The sequence below is a fragment of the Nonomuraea guangzhouensis genome (assembly GCF_019396345.1).
GTDB lineage: Bacteria > Actinomycetota > Actinomycetes > Streptosporangiales > Streptosporangiaceae > Nonomuraea > Nonomuraea guangzhouensis.
Window position 1 is genome coordinate 17,712 of the sequence record NZ_JAHKRM010000036.1, and the last position, 15,613, is coordinate 33,324.

A 15,613-nucleotide genomic window follows, 5' to 3' on the forward strand; every position below is an offset into this window, starting at 1 on the left:
CTTCATCCGTCGGTGGGAACACAATTCCCTACCCCTCGACCGCCGGATCCCGCGGTGTTGATCGACTACGGTGGCAGGCGGTTGACGTTCGTGGCCCAACTCGCTGGTGATTCACTTCAGGAGTCGCTCCAAGCGCCGGTCGATCTTGCCGGTGACTTTCGCTGAGCGGATGCCGCGCACCACCAGGTCGAGGTAGCGCTCGATCCACTTGGGGTTGTCGTCGGCTGAATTGAGGCACTCGGACAGGCTAGCCACCTCTTGTGAAGTGATTTCAGCGCGATCCGGGTAGCGCAGTGGGCGAACCTGATCTTGACGCTTATTGATAAGTTCTCTACAGGTGCGCCGGGAAGTCTGGTCGGCAGTCTCATTGCCGATCTTGAAAGGCTCGCCATGCGCGCTCGCGATCTGCTCGCCGCCTTTCCCACCGTCACCGCTGACGCTCCGGTGATCGAGGCCGCCCGGCTGCTGGCCGAACAGGATCTGCCCGGTCTGATCGTGGTCGATGATGACGGGCTGCCCGTCAGCATCCTGGCGGGCACCCAGGTCCTGGCCTTGGCCGTGCCCCGCTACTGTCAGGACGATCCGGCGCTGGCCCGGGTGGTGGATGAGAAACACGCTGATGCGTTCCTGTCGTCGCTGGCCGGTCGGACGGTGCGCCAGGCCGTGCCGCCCAGGCCGCGCGAGTTGCCGGTCACCGACCCGGATGCCACCGTGCTGGAGCTGGCCGCGCTGATGGCACGCACGCGTACGCCGCTGGTGGCGGTGGTGGAGCAGGGCCGCCTGCTGGGTGCGGTCACCCTGCAGGCGCTGATGGACCGGGTGGTGCCCTCGTGACGGCTCTGGCCTGGCTGTCGGTCGCGGTCTTCCTAGGCGCCTACGCGCTGATCGCCTCGGAGAAGATCCACCGGGTGGCCGCCGCGCTGGGCGGCGCCGGGATCATGCTGGCCATCCACGCCACCAACGCTCGTGCCGCGTTCTTCTCCGAACGCAGCGGCGTCGACTGGAACGTCATCTTCCTGCTGCTGGGCATGATGGTGATCGTCGGCGTGCTGAAGCAGACCGGCGTGTTCGAGTACCTGGCCATCTGGGCCGCCAAACGCGCCCGCGGCCGGCCGTACCGGCTGATGGTGTTGCTGGTCGTCATCACCGCGCTGGCCTCGGCGCTGCTGGACAACGTCACCACGGTGCTGCTGATCGCGCCGGTCACGTTCCTGGTGTGTGAACGGCTGGCGCTGCCGGTCGTGCCGTTCCTGATCGCCGAGGCGATGGCCTCCAACATCGGCGGCGCGGCCACCCTGGTCGGCGACCCACCGAACATCATCATCGCCAGCCGGGGCGGGCTGAGCTTCAACGACTTCCTCGTTCACATGGCGCCGATGATCATCGTCTTGGTGGCCGTGTTCCTCGGTCTGTGCTGGGTCATGTTCCGCAAGGCGTTCGCCTACGATCCCGAACGGGCCGACGAGGTCATGGCGCTGGACGAGCGGGAGGCGATCGCCGACCGCAGGTTGCTATGGCAGAGCCTGACGGTGCTGGCACTGGTGATGGCGGCCTTCGTACTGCATCCGGTGTTGCACTACGAGCCGTCGGTCGTGGCCATCTTGGGCGCCGGCCTCTTGGTGGCGGCCACCAAGGTGGCCACCGAGCAGGCCATCGCCGAGGTCGAATGGCCCACCCTGGTGTTCTTCATGGGCCTGTTCGTCATGGTCGGCGCGTTGGTGCGGACCGGGGTGATCGGTCAGGTCTCCCAGCTCGCCGTCGAGGCCACCTCAGGGCAGCTCGGGCTGACCACGATGGCGCTGCTGTGGGCCTCGACCGGCCTGTCGGCGATCGTGGACAACATCCCCTACGTCGCCACGATGAGCCCCATCGTCGCCGACCTGGTGCAGGCCAACGGCGGGCACGGCCCCGGGCAGGTGCTCTGGTGGGCGCTGGCCTTCGGCGCCGACCTCGGCGGCAACGCCACCGCCGTCGGTGCCGCCGCCAACGTCGTCGTGATCGGCATCGCCGCCCGCAACGGGCACCCGATCAGCTTCTGGCAGTTCACTAAGGGCTTGCAGAGAAATAATCCGTAGCGTTCCGGATCTGTGGTCGATGGTCTGGTATGAGCGTGTCGGCAGAGACCGTGCAGATGTTGACGGCGAAGCTTGAGGCGATCTTGCCGCATCTGGACGAGCGGCAACGCCGGTTGCTGCTCGGTGCTGAGGCTCGTGGGTTGGGCCATGGCGGTATTCGGGCGGTGGCCAAGGCCGCAGGCGTGCGTGAGGCGACGGTGTCGCGGGGCGTCGATGAGCTGGATGCTGGGGCTGAGCCGCTGGGACGGGCGCGCCGCCCGGGCGGAGGTCGAAAACGGCTGGTCGAGACCGATCCAGAGTTACGGGCGGCGCTGTTGAGGCTGGTTGAGCCGGACGAGCGCGGGGATCCGGCCTCGCCGCTTCGCTGGACGACCAAGTCCACGCGCAAGCTGGCCGGTGAGCTCACTGAACGGGGACATAAGGTGTCGGCCGACACCGTCGCGGATATTCTGCGCGGCGAGGGGTTCAGTCTGCAGGCCAACGCCAAGACGCTGGAGGGTGCCCAGCACCCGGATCGCGATGCGCAGTTCCGCTACCTGAATGAGCAGGTCCGCGCGCATCGCGATACCGGGCAGCCGGTGATCAGTGTGGATACCAAGAAGAAGGAGCTGATCGGAGAATTCAAGAACGCCGGGCGGCAATGGCGGCCGGCCGGCGAGCCGGTGCCGGTCAACGTCTACGACTTTGCCGCGTCGGCCGCGGGCAAGGCGATCCCGTACGGCATCTACGACATCGCGGCCAACACCGGGTGGGTGAATGTCGGCACCGATCACGACACCGCCACGTTCGCGGTCGCCTCGATCCGCCGTTGGTGGCACGCCCAGGGCAGAGGCACCTATCCGCAGGCCACGCGGCTGCTGATCACTGCTGATGCCGGCGGCGCCAACAGCTATCGCACGCGGTCTTGGAAGGGTGAGCTGGCGAGGCTGGCAGCCGAGACCGGTCTGGCCATCACCGTCTGCCACCTACCGCCGGGCACCTCGAAATGGAACAAGGTGGAGCATCGCTTGTTCGCCCACATCACGATGAACTGGCGAGGAAGGCCGCTGACCAGCCACGAGGTGGTCATTAACAGCATCGCCGCCACCACCACGAGCTCCGGGCTGCGGGTGCAGGCCGCGCTCGACACCGGCACCTATCCGCTTGGCGCTCGTGTCAGTGACGCCGATCTGGCCGCACTGCCCCTGACCCGGCACGTCTTCCACGGCGACTGGAACTACACCCTGCACCCCGCCCTGGACGGTGACCCGGACTCCACCGAGGAGGATCAACCGCCCGAGCGATGGCACCCGCAGATCCTGTCCGATCCCGCTCTGACCGGGATGCCCCGACCGGCGCTGGACCGCCTGACCGCCGACCTGCACGCCCTGGACCAGCAGCGTCCGCGGATCAAACCAGGCCGCCCATCCACCGTCACATTCTCCGACCAGGTCCTGCTCACTGTGCTACACCAGCGGCTGGGCCTGGCCTTCGAACCCCTGGCGGTCCTGTTCGCCACCAGCCGGACCACCGCATACCGCGCCATCCGCAGCATCGGCGAGCTACTCGACCAGGACGGCAGCCAGATCGCCCCCGCTCCCACCCCGCCAGGTCTCTTACGCATCCTGCACGCACGCGTCCTCGCCGAAGACACCAAGGCCGCCAATAAGATCAAACCTGCGTGTTAATAATCTGCGGACCCTAAATACGGCCTCATCGTCACGGTCGTCACCGTGGCGCTGGTGACGCCGTACCTGTGGCTGCGCTACCTCACGTGATCACCTTTGCTGGCGAGGGCGGCGCACTGGCCTGGTCCACGGTGGCCGGGCTGCGCATGTGGGTGGCGGAGTGTCTGCGCGCCGAGGCGATCGATCTTTCGGCGCCGAGGTTCATCGGCTCCTCAGAGGGCGATTCAGAGGAGAGGGCTGCCTGATGGGCGTTCTGCTGCTCGCGTTCGCGGGCCAGGTTGAGGACCGTGTTGTCGATCACCAAGACCAGCACGCTCAAACAGAGCGCGCCGAGGATCCACCAGCGACGAGGGTGCGAGGTACCGGGGGTGTGCATATGCCTTCTTTGCGGTTACCAGGGAACGGTCCGGCCGGCGAGACCGTCGGCCCGACCGTCCCGTCCTGCCGGTCAGTTCTGCTGAGCGCCGTCGCTCTGGTGCTGCTCGAACAGCAGCCCGTAGCGGTCGATCCGCCACAGCTGCGCCAGCACCAGCAGCGTGGTGCCGAAGACGAGCGGCCAGATGCTGAGCGCGGCCAGTCCCCAGGCGATGAAGCCGAATCCGGCCAGCCCGGCGGCGATCAGCCAGCGCAGCACGCGCTGATGCGCTTGCGGCACCACCAGCCGAGCCACTCGCGGCTCCAGACAGCCAGCTCCATCGCAGGGGCGAGATGATCCCGCTCATCGACAGGTGGCGAGTGCGCTACACCGCCGAGCGAGACTGACTGGCACGGGGGGTTCAATCAGCCTTTGATGAAGCGGCGGGTCATGTACCGGCGCACCGGCGGCAGTCCGGCCAGGCGCAGCGGGAGTTGGGTCAGCCACAGCAGCAGCGGGTTGGCGGGTGCGTAGACGCCTTTGACCCGGCGGCCGAGTTTCTGCTTCTTGTCCACTTCCGGCCGTAGCGCTGTCTCCCAGGCGGCCAGGGCGGAGCCGATGTCGCCGCCGTGGCGCTCCAGTTCGGTGCTGAGCCGGTCGGCGCCGCTGACAGCCAGCGCGGAGCCGTAGCCGGCGAACAGGGTGACGCACCAGGCGGCGTCGCCGAGCAGCACGACGCGGCCGCGGCTCCAGGTGGGGGCCACGACCTGGCTGATGGTGTCGAAGTAGACGGAGTCGGCCCTTGCCATACCGGCGAGCGTTTCGGGGATGACCCAGCCGAGGTCGCCGTAGACCTGCGGGAGCACCTTTTCGGGTCCGCCGGCGCGGATGCCCGTGCCGGCTTTGGTGCGGTAGCCGAAGAAGGCGACGTTGCGGTCGTCGCCGACGCTGATGACCGCGACGGTGCGGCCGCGGGATGACAGGGTGCCAGTGGTGCCGGGCGCGATCGCGTCCGGGCGCTGGTCGAGCATGTAGACGGCGACCATGTGCTCAAGGTCGAGTAGGTAGTCCTCCTCGGGACCGAAGACCAGGGCGCGAGTGGTCGAGTGCAGGCCGTCAGCGCCGACCAGCAGGTCCGCGTGTTCGATGCCGCCGTCGCTGAGAGTGACGCGTACGGCGCGGTCGTCCTGGTCGACGGCGGTGATGGTGGTGCCGAAGCGGATCTCGGCGGTGTCGCGGACCCGCTCGTACAGGACGCTCTCGATATCGCCGCGCAGGATGTTCATCGAGCGGGGACCCATGGTCGCGGCGATGCTCTCGCGACTCAGGGAGAAGCGCCGCTCGCCGTTGGGTTTGTGGTAGACGAGCTCTTCGGTGATGAAGGCCCGCTGGAGCAGGGCGGGCAGGATGCCCATGCGTTCGGCGGCGTCATAGCCGATGCCGCCGAAGGTGACGCCGTAGCCGCCACTGCGCCGTGTCGGGGCGCGTTCGATGATGAGGCTGTCCCAGCCGATCTGGGACAGCCTCAGGGCGGCGGCCAGACCGGCGATGCCTGCTCCGATGATGATGGCGCGCATAGATGGTTCCTTGCTTGAAGCTGGTCGCGAGGGTCAGAGCTGGTCGAGGACGCGCCGCTCGGCGGCGGGGTCGAGCCAGGTATCAGGGGAGGGGGCGTCGGGACGAGGGGCGGGGTCGCCTTCGGCCTGCAGCCAGGCCCAGGTGGCGGCGAGCGTGTCGCGCAGCGGGCGAGTGGTCATCCCGGCGGCGAAGACGGCATGCACGTCGGCGTCGTGCATGCCGGTAGGGGCTGGTTCGTGGGGGAAGCGCAGCCCGAACTCCATGCCCAGCCACACCCCTTCCCGGTCCAGCAGGTCCTCAGCTGCCCACACCAGTTCGGCGTCGAAGCCGGTCACCTCCAGCGCCGTCTCCAGAAACTGCCCGATCGTCACCACGCCGGGGCGGCCGGTCACCGTATAGGTGCCGCCGGTGCCGCGTTCGGCGCACTGCAGCATCCAGGCGGCCATGTCGCGGACGTCGATGTACTGCACGAACGCATCCGCCGGGCCCGGGGCGAGGACCCGGTCGCCTTTCTCCAGGCGGCGCAGCCACCACGGGACGCGGCCGACGTCCTCGTACGGCCCGAGGACCATCCCGGCCCTGGCCAGCAGCGCCTGCTCGCCATAGGTGTCAATGACGGCCAGTTCGCCACCGCGCTTGGCGGCGGCGTAGTCGGCACTGTCGTCGCTGCCGGGGTCGCCGTCGACGAGCGGGGCACTCTCGTCCGCGCACGCCGGCCACGGCCAGCGGTGCACGCCGCGGCTGGAGACGTAGCCGTAGTGTCCGGTACGGCCGTCCAGCAGGCGGGCACTGTCGCGCACGACACGTGGCGCCCAGGCCCACGTGTCGATGACGGCGTCCCATTCCCGACCGGCGAGCGCCGCCGTGGCCGCCGCGGCGTCGGTGCGGTCGGCGATGAGCGCCCGGACGCCGGGGGCCGGTGGGCGGCTGAGGCCGCGGTTAAGCGTGGTCACTTCATCGCCGCGTTCCAGGGCGGTCTCCACCATGGCGCGGCCCACATGATGGGTGCCGCCGAGCACGAGCAGTTTCATGACGCTCCAGGAGCCAGGGGAAGCCAGAGGGCTGACGGGTGGTCGAGGTCGTGGAAGATCGCGTGCTCTGATGCGCGTAGCTCGCGCGCTGTGGCCAAGGGCTGACCTGTGCCCGGATTGCGGCCATAGCGCGGGTGGGCGCCGCTGGAAACCTGCAGCCGGATCCGGTGACCGCGGAGGAAGCGGTGGGCCAGCGGCCACAGCTCGATGTCGACGGCTCGTAGGGCGCCGGGCTGGTTCAGCCGGACGATGCCGTCGCACAAGTTGAGCGAGCGGCCGTGCGGGGTCACGTAGCACAGGCGGGCGAAGTAGTCGACGTGCGGATGGGACGAGTGGGCGTGCAAGCGGACTCGTACCGGGCCGATCACCTCGACGTCCTCGGTCAACGGCGCGGTGGTGAAGGTGAGCACGTCCGCTCTGGCCTCGATGGCACGGTTGTCTTTCGGGCCCGCGGACCTCACTGCCGTCCCACCCACCGTGGGGGTCGGGTCGCCGGGGTCGTAGCGGTAGCGGCTGGGGCTTGCCTCAGGCGCGGGGTCGTCGCGGCTCAGTCGCCCGCCGGGGTGCAGATGCCACGGCGTGGGCCGGTGGGCGGGCGGCCAGCCTGGCAGGTCCAGCCAGCGGTTCGCGCCGGTGACGAACACCCGCACGCCTGACGGGGCGTCCTTGCCGAGCAGGGCGGCGTCCAGGGCGGCCAGCGCGTCCCGCATGCCGTCGCGGGTGTACAGGCCGCGCCCGTGCCCCCAAGGCCCGACCAGCAGCCGGACCTCGCGTCCGGCGGCCAGCAGGCGCGCGTGATCGTCCAGCATGCTTGGCAGGAAGAAGTCGTGCCAGCCGCCCTGCAGGTGCACCCGGGGTGGCATCCGCTCGACGTTGGCGCGGTGGTCCATGCGCTTCCAATACTCCTGCTGCGGGCCGTGCGCGATCCAGTCCTGAAACCAGCTCACCTGGTGCCTGGTGAGCGCCCGATCGGCTTCCTGCAGCGGGAGGGTGAGGGTGGCGCGGCGCAGTTTGCGTTCCGCGGTGAAGGTGGCCAGCAGCTGCGGGGTGAGAGAGTAGTTGCCGCTGAACATGGTGTCCACGAGCTGTACCCAGCCCAGTGCGTTGCCCAGCGCGAAGGCGCCGCCCGGGTACATGAAGTGCTCGGCGAAGGCCGACGGCGCGTCCTGGATCACCGCGATCTTCCACTCCGGGATATACCGGGCGGCCAGCTCCCACTGCACGAACCCCAGGTAGCTGGCTCCCCACGTGGCCAGCATGCCGCCGAACCACGGCTGGGCGCGCAGCCAGCTCAGCGTGCCGTCGGCGTCGGCCGCATCGATGACGAAGCCGTCGAAACGACCGCCGGAGCCGGCTGTGCCGCGCAGGCTCTGATACAGCACCTGATAGCCGCGCTCAGCCAGGAGTTTCGGCAACTGATCCAGCGCGTTGCCTCGGCCGTACGGGCTGCGGAGCAGCACCAGCGGCGGGCGGTCCACATCGGCCGGGTAGTAGTGGGTGGCCAGCAGCCGCAAGCCGTCAGTGGCCGGGATCTCGACGTCTCGCCGCACGCGCACCGGGTGCCGGATGGCGGGACGCACGCCGAACAGGCGACTGAGCAAGGTCATCGGGGTTGTCTCCTCGTCGACGCTGGATGTCACATCGCCGACCAGACTTCCCGGCACACCATCGGCTCTCCAAGCGGCGGAGCCCGATATGCGCAATATACCGAATCTTCAGTAATTTCTGAAGTCTAGTGGCGATCGCTATTCTGTGCTCCATGAACGACAGGCAGGAACAGTGGCGGGCGGCCGAACAACTGGCCCTGACCTTGACCGAAGGAGGACTGCAGCGCATGGCCGCGCGCACCCTGGCCGTGTTCCTCTTCACCGACCAGGACAGCGTCACGGCGGGCGAGATCGCCGAACGGCTCGAGGCCAGCGCGGGCTCGGTCTCCGCCGCGATCAAGTCGCTGCTGTCGGTCGGGCTGATCGAACGCCTGCCCGCTCCCGGCAGCCGCCGTGAGCATTACCGTCTGCGTGACGACGCCTGGGCCGTCTTGTTCACCAGCCAGAACACCGTCATCCAGGTCATGCTGCAGGCCGCGCAGGCCGGCATCGACACCACCACGGCCGACGACCCGGCCCACCGGCGGCTGACCCAGATGCGCGACTTCTACCAGTTCATGCTGGGCGAGATTCCCACCCTGCTCGAACGCTGGCAGCACCACCACAACAGTGCCTTCCGTCAGGCCTGACTTCGCCAACGGATCAGCGAGAACCGCGCTTACGGCGGATTCCGTGCCAAGTCTCTGCCAGTAGCCAGTGCTGACCCCAAAACCTGGACAGTTTTGAGAAGGACATGCACCTTAGAGTTCCTGCTGATCCAGGCCCTGCACGATGAAGTGGACAGGCTGATGCTGCGGACTGCCCCGTTGCCCCGGTGAAGGTACGCCCACATCGAAGCTCCCGCTTTCAACTCCCGGCGGCGAGGTCGACGCTCACGAGACTCCCGAGGATGCGACCGGCCGCGAACCGCGTGAGGAAACCGGCCTCGATCAACCGGGGCCCGGCTCACCACCCACGATCCCGACATCGCCGAACACGGCTGGGCTCACCCTGCCGAAGCGGAGCAGCTTCTGGGCCCGACGCGCACCGAGCGTCTGCGAGCCGGATTCCTCGGCCTCCGCCAAGGCTGCCAAACCCTCATCACCCTTACTGACGCGGAAATCTGGAAGATCGTGCCGTTCCGTCCCCTGACAGGAATGCGCCGTCCGTACAGGCCAGGGCAGGCGCGTGAGCATGTGCTGCGCCTGTCGGGTGACTACGCGTGCCTCATGAACGCGCAGCGCCCGTGCGTGCCGACTGCCAAGACGGTTCTGAGGAGAGCGCCGCGGGGCCAGCAAGCACTACCCGGTCGTGGGCGAAGGTGTGACGACGTCGGCAGTCATGCACTCGGGATGCTGGTCGGATGGTGCGTCGTCAGCCCAGCTTCGCGCATGATCCTTCTCACGGTCTCTTCCAGGGAACTGTCCTGCCCAATCAGCGTCTCGCAGCCGTCCGGCAGCACGTCGCGTTCGAGGTACCACTTCCGCATGTCTTCAGCGCTGAACTGGTTGCGCTGGGGACGGGTGCCGTGCCGACGCAGCGTCTCTTCGTACGAGATATCCAGGTAGAAGAAGGAGCTGGTGCCCAGGTGGTCGCGGCGTAGCTTCTGCAGCATGAGGATGTCGCGGCGGATCACGTCCTGGCTGACCAGCGCCAGCCCGCGGCGACCGTGGGCGTCGCGCACGGCTCGCGCCACGCTTGACTTGCCCGACCCTGAGTTGCCTCGGAGGACGATCAGCCTGGAGTCAGGTGAGCCGATTTGCACTCGGTCACGCTACCGGGCTGTTCGGCATCCGATCAGCATTTTCTCGTGTTGGTACCGGCGTGAGGTGAGGGCCGCCGCAATGGAAGCACGATACCGGGATTCAAGCCGAAGTTTGCGGTGGAAATTGTCGCCGTTATCGGGTCATGGTTGAAGATGCGGCTCTTGAGACGAAGCGGTGGAGTCGGCCTTCTGCGCTAACCGCAGCCCAAGAAGGGCTATCCGGCCTACCTGGAATGTCTGCCGATAGAACAGCACTCATCACGATCACCGTAGCTGTCTCGATCAAACCTCTGGCGTACTCCTGGGCTGATACGTCACTTCGGCTGGAGTCCCAGATTCCAAGTCAGTTCTACCTACGCTTCAAGTCAAGGGCGATCACAATATGCATGCGCACTACCATCTGTCGTGTCGAACACTTGTGATGGTAACTCGTGAGGAATGCGCGGTTTGGATATCTCATGAGCCCTCCTGTTAATTCGCGAGATTGTTGGGATTCGTGAACCATCCCTGGATCATCTATCTACGGGCATATCTGTCCGTGCGTGTTCATCGTGCGCGTATCGCGCCCACTCGCGGCGCCTCGGCCATCGAATGGGTGATCATCACGGCCATCATCGCCGGCGTTGCTCTGGGGCTGGCCACCCTGATCAAAACCGTAGTGGAGCAGAAGCAGGCGGAAATCGAAAGCGGCGCCGGCATCGACGGCGCTCATAGCTGATGGCGCCTTTCAGCCAGATATCAATAGGTTGATGCTCTCCTCGCCGCCATGGAGGAGGTCGTCAGGCGCTCCCTTGCGAGCCGACTCTCACAGTCTGCCGGGGGCGAGCAATCAGCGGACGGCGAGTGAGGCGCTGTCGCGGTGCGCTCTACCGTACGTCACAGCCATCCCCACCGCTTGAACACCATGAAGAGCACAGCGGACGCCAGCACCATCAGGACCAGAGCCGACGGGTAGCCGAAGGCCCACTGCAGTTCCGGCATGTGGGTGAAGTTCATGCCGTACACGGTGCCGACGAGCGTGGGAGCGAAGAAGATGGCTGCCCACGCGGAGATCTTCTTGATCTCTTCGTTCTGGGCGTAGCTGGCCTCGGTCAGACGATTGACTTCCGCGGTGTGCGCCTGGCCGACCAGCGTGGCCTTGATGGTGAGGGTGGTCTGGTAGAACTCGATCACCCCTTGGAGATATTCCCTTTCTCCGTCGGCCACAGCGCGGACTCGGTCGAACTGGTCGGCCATGTCGGCCACCAGCCGTTGCCCTTCGGCCGAGATACGGGTGAGATTGGTCATCCTCCCGTAGATCGCGCCGCTCAGCGCGCCCATGGTGCGCACGGCGAGCAGCCCGTGGCGGGCACGGAACAGTTCGTTGAGAAACTCCTCGGGATCGCCGACATTTCCGCCCGTGACCCGCTGCTCCAGTTGCCACACGTCGCTGGTCATCGTCTCCACGTAGTTTTCCTGATTGCGGGTCAGGGCGGAGACGATCGCATATGACAGTTCGAACGGTGTGGCGGGGTGCAGACGGCCCGCCACGATCCGGGTGAGCACCTCGCGGGTCTCGCGCAGCGCCGCGGCCGGGTCGACCACCGGGTTGATCGGTCCGTGGACGGTCACCAAGTAGTTCCGGCCGATGAACTGGTCGAGCTCGATGTAGTGTACGTGGCCGCGCTTCCCTCGTTCGGGGGCGTGCAGGACGACGAACACGTGGTCTGGGTAGGCGTGCACCTTGGGCACACGGTTACGTTCGACGCAGTCGCGGACCGCCATCGAATGGAAGCCGAAAACCTCCGCCAGCACACGCGCGGCCTCCTTGTCACAGCTGGAGATGTCGACCCAGACCAGACGGTCTTCGTCGTCGAGCAGCGTCTTCAGTTCTTCAACGGGACGATCTTCAACGCCCTCATCGTTGATCAGCCGAATATCCATTTGGGGTCACCCCTCGGGCGATTTCTCGTGGGCAGCCGGTCCACCGAGAGCCGCCCACTCGTACTCCCACCCTCCAATGATCTCGCAACGCCAGGTATGGCGAACATCGGGAGGCGGGCCGTAGGAATGGGGATGGAGCAATTCCACCATCCACGGCCGGTCGGCCTCGGAGATAGAAGCCACCTGCACCCAACTGCGCAGCGTGCTGTTCCTCCGAGTTGCCGAGACGTTCCGGGAAATCCGCCCGTGGTGCGGCCGGGCGGTGAGCTGCGCTTCTACCAGCATCAGCGCTCGAACAGGTGGCCGGTCGCGGCTTCGACCATGTCGTAGGAGTCGCCCGCCTCCGCTGACATCCCGTTGAGACGCATCCATACGTTTTCTTGACGCCCTCACCAGGTCAGGAAGCCCCTGGCCGTCAGTAGGGTGCAATGCGTATTTATGCGGTCTTGACGGAGGGGTGACGGGGATGGTGCTGGCGAAACGGCCGGCCGAGACGGAGGGGACGCTGCGTTCTTGGCTGCTCCAGGGCCTGCAGACCGACCGCAAGCAAATCGAGCATGGTCCCCATGTGAAGCATCCATGGTGGCGCGTGATGTGCCTGACGGGCGTGGATTACTTCTCCACGCTGGGCTACCAGCCGGGCATCGCCGCGTTGGCTGCCGGGCTGCTGTCGCCGCTGGCCACGCTGTCCCTGGTGGCCCTGACGTTGCTGGGCGCGTTGCCGGTCTATCGGCGGGTGGCCGAGGAGAGCCCGCATGGGCAGGGCTCGATCGCGATGCTGGAGAAGCTGGCGCCGCAGTGGTGGGGCAAGTTCTTCGTGCTGGCTCTGCTCGGGTTCGCGGCGACCGACTTCGTGATCACGATGACGCTGTCGGCGGCCGACGCCACCGCGCACATCCTGGAGAACCCGTTCGTGCCCGACTTCCTGGCCGGACAACGGGTGATCGTCACCCTGGTGCTGCTGGCGCTGCTCGGCGGGGTGTTCCTGATGGGGTTCAGCGAGGCCATCGGCCTCGCCGTCCTGCTCGTCTTCGCCTACCTGGCACTCAACGCGGTCGTGATCTCGACCGCGCTCGTGCACGTCCTGGGGGCGCCACAAGTGGTTGTGGACTGGGAGCACGCGTTGAGCACGGACTTCAGCAGCCCCCTGGCCATGGTGGGCCTGTCGCTGCTGGTGATGCCGAAGCTGGCGCTGGGCCTGTCCGGGTTCGAGACCGGTGTCGCCGTGATGCCGGTGGTCAAGGGGGACATACCGCAGCGGATCAAGAGCACCCAACGGATGCTGACTGTCGCCGCTCTCATCATGAGCGTGTTCCTGATCTTCTCCAGTTTCGTGACCACCGTGCTCATCCCGCACCGGGAGTTCGAAGAGGGCGGCAAGGCGGCCGGGCGCGCGCTGGCCTACCTCGCTCACCAGTACCTCGGTGACTGGTTCGGCACCGCCTACGACGTGAGCACGATCGCGATCTTGTGGTTCGCCGGGGCTTCGGCGATGGCCGGTCTGATCAATCTGGTGCCGCGTTATCTGCCCCGCTATGGGATGGCGCCGGAGTGGACGGGCGCGGTCCGGCCGCTGGTGCTGGTCTTCTCGGTCATCGGGTTCGCCATCACGATCATCTTCGACGCCGACGTCGACGCCCAGGGTGGTGCGTACGCCACCGGTGTGCTGGTGCTCATGCTGTCGGCGGCGGTCGCGGTGACGCTGTCGGCCAGGGCGAAGGGCCAGCGCACGGCCATGGTCGGGTTCGGCCTCATCACCGCCGTGCTGGCGTACACGCTGGTCGACAACGTCATCGAGCGGCCGGATGGCGTGAAGATCGCCTCGTTCTTCATCGCCGCCATCATCGTGACGTCGCTGATCTCGCGGGCGACCCGCTCCACGGAGCTGCGCGTGACGGAGGTGCACCTGGATGGGTTGGCGGAGAAGTTTCTCAACGAGGCGAGCGGTGACATCCACCTGATCGCGAACGAGCCGCACCAGCGCGACCAGAACGAGTACCACGACAAGCTGCGTGAGCAGTGGACCAACCACCGGCTGCGGAGCGCCGAGCCGGTCATGTTCGTCGAGGTGTCGGTGCCCGACGCCTCGGAGTTCGAGACCGAGCTGCACGTCAAGGGCGAGGAACGCTACGGCCACAAGATCCTCACCATCGACAGCTCGGCCGTGCCCAACTCCCTGGCCGCGCTCCTGCTCCACCTGCGCGATCGCACCGGTAGGGCCCCGCACATCTATTTCCACTGGACCGAGGGCAATCCGGTCGTGGCGATGCTGCGCTATCTCGTCTTCGGCGGCGGCGACGTACCGCCGCTGACCCGCGAGGTCCTCCGCAAGGCCGAGCCCGACCTCGAACGCAGGCCACACGTCCACGTCGGCTGACGGACGCCTTCTTGGCGGCGTGCCGCGTACTGATCGCGTCAAGAATCGCGCGACGGCCGTATGGATGACGTCAAGAACGGCAAAGCAGGCCTATTTCGGGGGTTTGCTGGGCCATGAACCGCTCATCCCGGGCGGTAGGCGGGTGTTCCAAAGTTGAGGAGTTGGGGATGGCAGACGTCATCTTCGTCGCCCTGACGATCGCGATCTTCGTGGTCTTCGGGCTCCCGCCGGACAAGACCGTACTGATCACCGCGAGCCGGCACGGCGACCACGTGCGGATCCACGTCATCGATCGCGGCCCGGGCCTGCCACCTGAGGCGCACGACCACGTCTTCCAGCCGTTCCAGCGGCTCGGCGACCGCGACAACCACTCCGGCGTCGGCCTCGGCCTGGCCCTCTCACGCGGCCTGACCGAGGCCATGGGCGGCACCCTCGTACCCGAGGAGACACCAGGGGGAGGCCTCACCATGACCGTCACACTGCCTGTTTCCAGCAGGTCGGTGCCAGCATGACCCGCATCCTCGTCGTCGACGACGAACCGCAGATCCTCCGCGCGCTACGCATCAACCTGGCCGCCCGCCACTATGAGGTGGACATCGCCGCCGACGGCGCCGCGGCCTTGCGCGCGGCCGTCGACAGCTCCCCGGACCTGGTCATCCTCGATCTGGGGCTGCCCGACCTGGACGGGATCGACGTCATCCACGGCCTGCGCGGCTGGACCACCATCCCGATCATCGTGCTGTCCGGCCGGGCCGGGAACCAGGACAAGATCGAGGCCCTGGACGCCGGCGCGGACGACTACGTGACCAAGCCGTTCGGCATCGACGAACTGCTGGCCAGAGTGCGAGCCGTCACCCGGCGCACCGCCACCCAGGAAGCCGAGCTGGCCCGCGTCCAGCTCGGCGACCACGTGATCGACCTGACCAGCAAGACGATCTCCAGCAATGTGCGCCTCACCCCGATCGAGTGGCAGATCCTGGAGATGCTGCTCCGCCACCCCGGCAAGCTGATCAGCCAGCGGCACCTTCTCACCGAGGTGTGGGGCGCCCGCTTCGTCAAGGAAACCCACTACCTGCGCCAGTACATGGCCCAGCTCCGCCGCAAACTCGAACGCGACCCGGCCAACCCCGTTCACCTGATCACCGAACCCGGCATGGGCTACCGCTTCAAACCATGACCACGGAATTGGCTGCCGTACTTTTCGCGTAGGTATTTGCCCTCTCGGTGTCAGGGATGCATATAGACAGGCATGCGCG

General features: G+C 66.9%; 17 protein-coding genes and 1 pseudogene. 9 read left to right on the plus strand and 9 right to left on the minus strand.

From position 1 onward, the window contains the following. Positions 1-111 precede the first annotated feature (111 nt). Positions 112-255 carry a hypothetical protein gene (locus KME78_RS50875; protein WP_219537237.1) on the minus strand — a complete coding sequence of 48 codons (144 nt, stop codon included), beginning with the start codon at positions 253-255 and terminating at the stop codon, positions 112-114. Between the two features lie 135 nt (positions 256-390). On the opposite strand from KME78_RS50875, the gene KME78_RS50880 reads away from it, so the two are divergent. Genes KME78_RS50880 through KME78_RS50890 form a run of 3 tightly spaced genes read left to right on the plus strand, consistent with a single transcriptional unit; the run spans position 391 to position 3,742 of the window. Next, positions 391-834 (plus strand): CBS domain-containing protein, encoded by a 444-nt coding sequence (locus KME78_RS50880; protein ID WP_219537238.1) that lies wholly within the window; start codon positions 391-393, stop codon positions 832-834. Further along, positions 831-2,075 (plus strand): ArsB/NhaD family transporter, encoded by a 1,245-nt coding sequence (locus KME78_RS50885; RefSeq protein ID WP_219537239.1) that lies wholly within the window; start codon positions 831-833, stop codon positions 2,073-2,075. Before KME78_RS50880 ends, KME78_RS50885 begins: the two co-directional genes overlap by 4 nt. 29 nt (positions 2,076-2,104) lie before the next feature. Further along, positions 2,105-3,742 (plus strand): ISAzo13 family transposase, encoded by a 1,638-nt coding sequence (locus KME78_RS50890; RefSeq protein ID WP_219537240.1) that lies wholly within the window; start codon positions 2,105-2,107, stop codon positions 3,740-3,742. Between the two features lie 82 nt (positions 3,743-3,824). Here KME78_RS50890 and KME78_RS50895 read toward each other — a convergent pair whose 3' ends face one another. From KME78_RS50895 to KME78_RS50915, 5 genes are all read right to left on the minus strand, one after another. Then, a complete protein-coding gene (locus KME78_RS50895; RefSeq protein WP_219537340.1) occupies positions 3,825-4,118 on the minus strand; it encodes a hypothetical protein in 294 nt (97 codons plus the stop codon). Between the two features lie 72 nt (positions 4,119-4,190). Further along, positions 4,191-4,412 (minus strand): DUF6653 family protein, encoded by a 222-nt coding sequence (locus tag KME78_RS50900; RefSeq protein WP_219537241.1) that lies wholly within the window; start codon positions 4,410-4,412, stop codon positions 4,191-4,193. 110 nt (positions 4,413-4,522) lie between these two features. Continuing rightward, on the minus strand, positions 4,523-5,674 hold the full coding sequence (locus KME78_RS50905) for an FAD-dependent oxidoreductase (RefSeq protein WP_219537242.1): 1,152 nt from the start codon (positions 5,672-5,674) through the stop codon (positions 4,523-4,525). A gap of 33 nt (positions 5,675-5,707) precedes the next feature. After that, complete coding sequence (locus tag KME78_RS50910; protein ID WP_219537243.1) at positions 5,708-6,706, minus strand: NAD-dependent epimerase/dehydratase family protein; 999 nt, start codon at positions 6,704-6,706, stop codon at positions 5,708-5,710. Further along, positions 6,703-8,313, minus strand: coding sequence for a CocE/NonD family hydrolase (locus KME78_RS50915; RefSeq protein ID WP_219537244.1), 1,611 nt, complete (start codon positions 8,311-8,313; stop codon positions 6,703-6,705). Before KME78_RS50915 ends, KME78_RS50910 begins: the two co-directional genes overlap by 4 nt. Before the next feature lie 152 nt (positions 8,314-8,465). Here KME78_RS50915 and KME78_RS50920 point away from each other — a divergent pair, with 152 nt between their 5' ends. Together KME78_RS50920 and KME78_RS68275 are read left to right on the plus strand one after the other, a co-directional pair. After that, on the plus strand, positions 8,466-8,942 hold the full coding sequence (locus KME78_RS50920; RefSeq protein WP_219537245.1) for a GbsR/MarR family transcriptional regulator: 477 nt from the start codon (positions 8,466-8,468) through the stop codon (positions 8,940-8,942). A gap of 169 nt (positions 8,943-9,111) precedes the next feature. Next, positions 9,112-9,231: pseudogene (locus tag KME78_RS68275) on the plus strand (hypothetical protein); the annotation flags it as partial. A gap of 11 nt (positions 9,232-9,242) precedes the next feature. Here KME78_RS68275 and KME78_RS65440 read toward each other — a convergent pair. Then, complete coding sequence (locus KME78_RS65440; RefSeq protein ID WP_246654087.1) at positions 9,243-9,386, minus strand: hypothetical protein; 144 nt, start codon at positions 9,384-9,386, stop codon at positions 9,243-9,245. Positions 9,387-9,631: 245 nt separating this feature from the next. Further along, entirely contained in the window at positions 9,632-9,976 is a 345-nt protein-coding gene (locus KME78_RS50930) for a P-loop NTPase family protein (RefSeq protein ID WP_308127438.1), read from the minus strand. Between the two features lie 577 nt (positions 9,977-10,553). Between KME78_RS50930 and KME78_RS50935 the strand changes: the two genes are divergently transcribed. Continuing rightward, positions 10,554-10,775 (plus strand): hypothetical protein, encoded by a 222-nt coding sequence (locus tag KME78_RS50935; protein ID WP_219537246.1) that lies wholly within the window; start codon positions 10,554-10,556, stop codon positions 10,773-10,775. Between the two features lie 158 nt (positions 10,776-10,933). Here the strand turns inward: KME78_RS50935 and KME78_RS50940 are convergent, their stop codons facing one another. Then, positions 10,934-11,980 (minus strand): magnesium transporter CorA family protein, encoded by a 1,047-nt coding sequence (locus KME78_RS50940; RefSeq protein WP_219537247.1) that lies wholly within the window; start codon positions 11,978-11,980, stop codon positions 10,934-10,936. A gap of 466 nt (positions 11,981-12,446) precedes the next feature. On the opposite strand from KME78_RS50940, the gene KME78_RS50945 reads away from it, so the two are divergent. The 3 genes from KME78_RS50945 (at position 12,447) to KME78_RS50955 (ending at position 15,534) form a co-directional block, all read left to right on the plus strand. Further along, the gene (locus tag KME78_RS50945) at positions 12,447-14,357 is read left to right on the plus strand and encodes an APC family permease (RefSeq protein WP_246654098.1); all 1,911 of its coding nucleotides are present in this window, start codon (positions 12,447-12,449) and stop codon (positions 14,355-14,357) included. 167 nt (positions 14,358-14,524) lie between these two features. After that, positions 14,525-14,869: a sensor histidine kinase gene (locus KME78_RS50950; RefSeq protein ID WP_372455116.1), complete on the plus strand. Its 345-nt coding sequence runs from the start codon at positions 14,525-14,527 to the stop codon at positions 14,867-14,869. Beyond that, on the plus strand, positions 14,866-15,534 hold the full coding sequence (locus tag KME78_RS50955; protein WP_219537248.1) for a response regulator: 669 nt from the start codon (positions 14,866-14,868) through the stop codon (positions 15,532-15,534). The genes KME78_RS50950 and KME78_RS50955 overlap by 4 nt, the downstream gene beginning before the upstream one ends. Positions 15,535-15,613: the final 79 nt, after the last annotated feature.

Coding starts and splice junctions, on each gene's coding strand:
- KME78_RS50880 (WP_219537238.1), top strand. CDS start 391: ATGCGCGCTCGCGATCTGCTCGCCGCCTTTCCCACCGTCACCGCTGAC.
- KME78_RS50890 (WP_219537240.1), top strand. CDS start 2,105: ATGAGCGTGTCGGCAGAGACCGTGCAGATGTTGACGGCGAAGCTTGAG.
- KME78_RS50895 (WP_219537340.1), bottom strand. CDS start 4,118: ATGCACACCCCCGGTACCTCGCACCCTCGTCGCTGGTGGATCCTCGGC.
- KME78_RS50905 (WP_219537242.1), bottom strand. CDS start 5,674: ATGCGCGCCATCATCATCGGAGCAGGCATCGCCGGTCTGGCCGCCGCC.
- KME78_RS50910 (WP_219537243.1), bottom strand. CDS start 6,706: ATGAAACTGCTCGTGCTCGGCGGCACCCATCATGTGGGCCGCGCCATG.
- KME78_RS50915 (WP_219537244.1), bottom strand. CDS start 8,313: ATGACCTTGCTCAGTCGCCTGTTCGGCGTGCGTCCCGCCATCCGGCAC.
- KME78_RS50920 (WP_219537245.1), top strand. CDS start 8,466: ATGAACGACAGGCAGGAACAGTGGCGGGCGGCCGAACAACTGGCCCTG.
- KME78_RS50940 (WP_219537247.1), bottom strand. CDS start 11,980: ATGGATATTCGGCTGATCAACGATGAGGGCGTTGAAGATCGTCCCGTT.
- KME78_RS50945 (WP_246654098.1), top strand. CDS start 12,447: ATGGTGCTGGCGAAACGGCCGGCCGAGACGGAGGGGACGCTGCGTTCT.
- KME78_RS50950 (WP_372455116.1), top strand. CDS start 14,525: ATGGCAGACGTCATCTTCGTCGCCCTGACGATCGCGATCTTCGTGGTC.
- KME78_RS50955 (WP_219537248.1), top strand. CDS start 14,866: ATGACCCGCATCCTCGTCGTCGACGACGAACCGCAGATCCTCCGCGCG.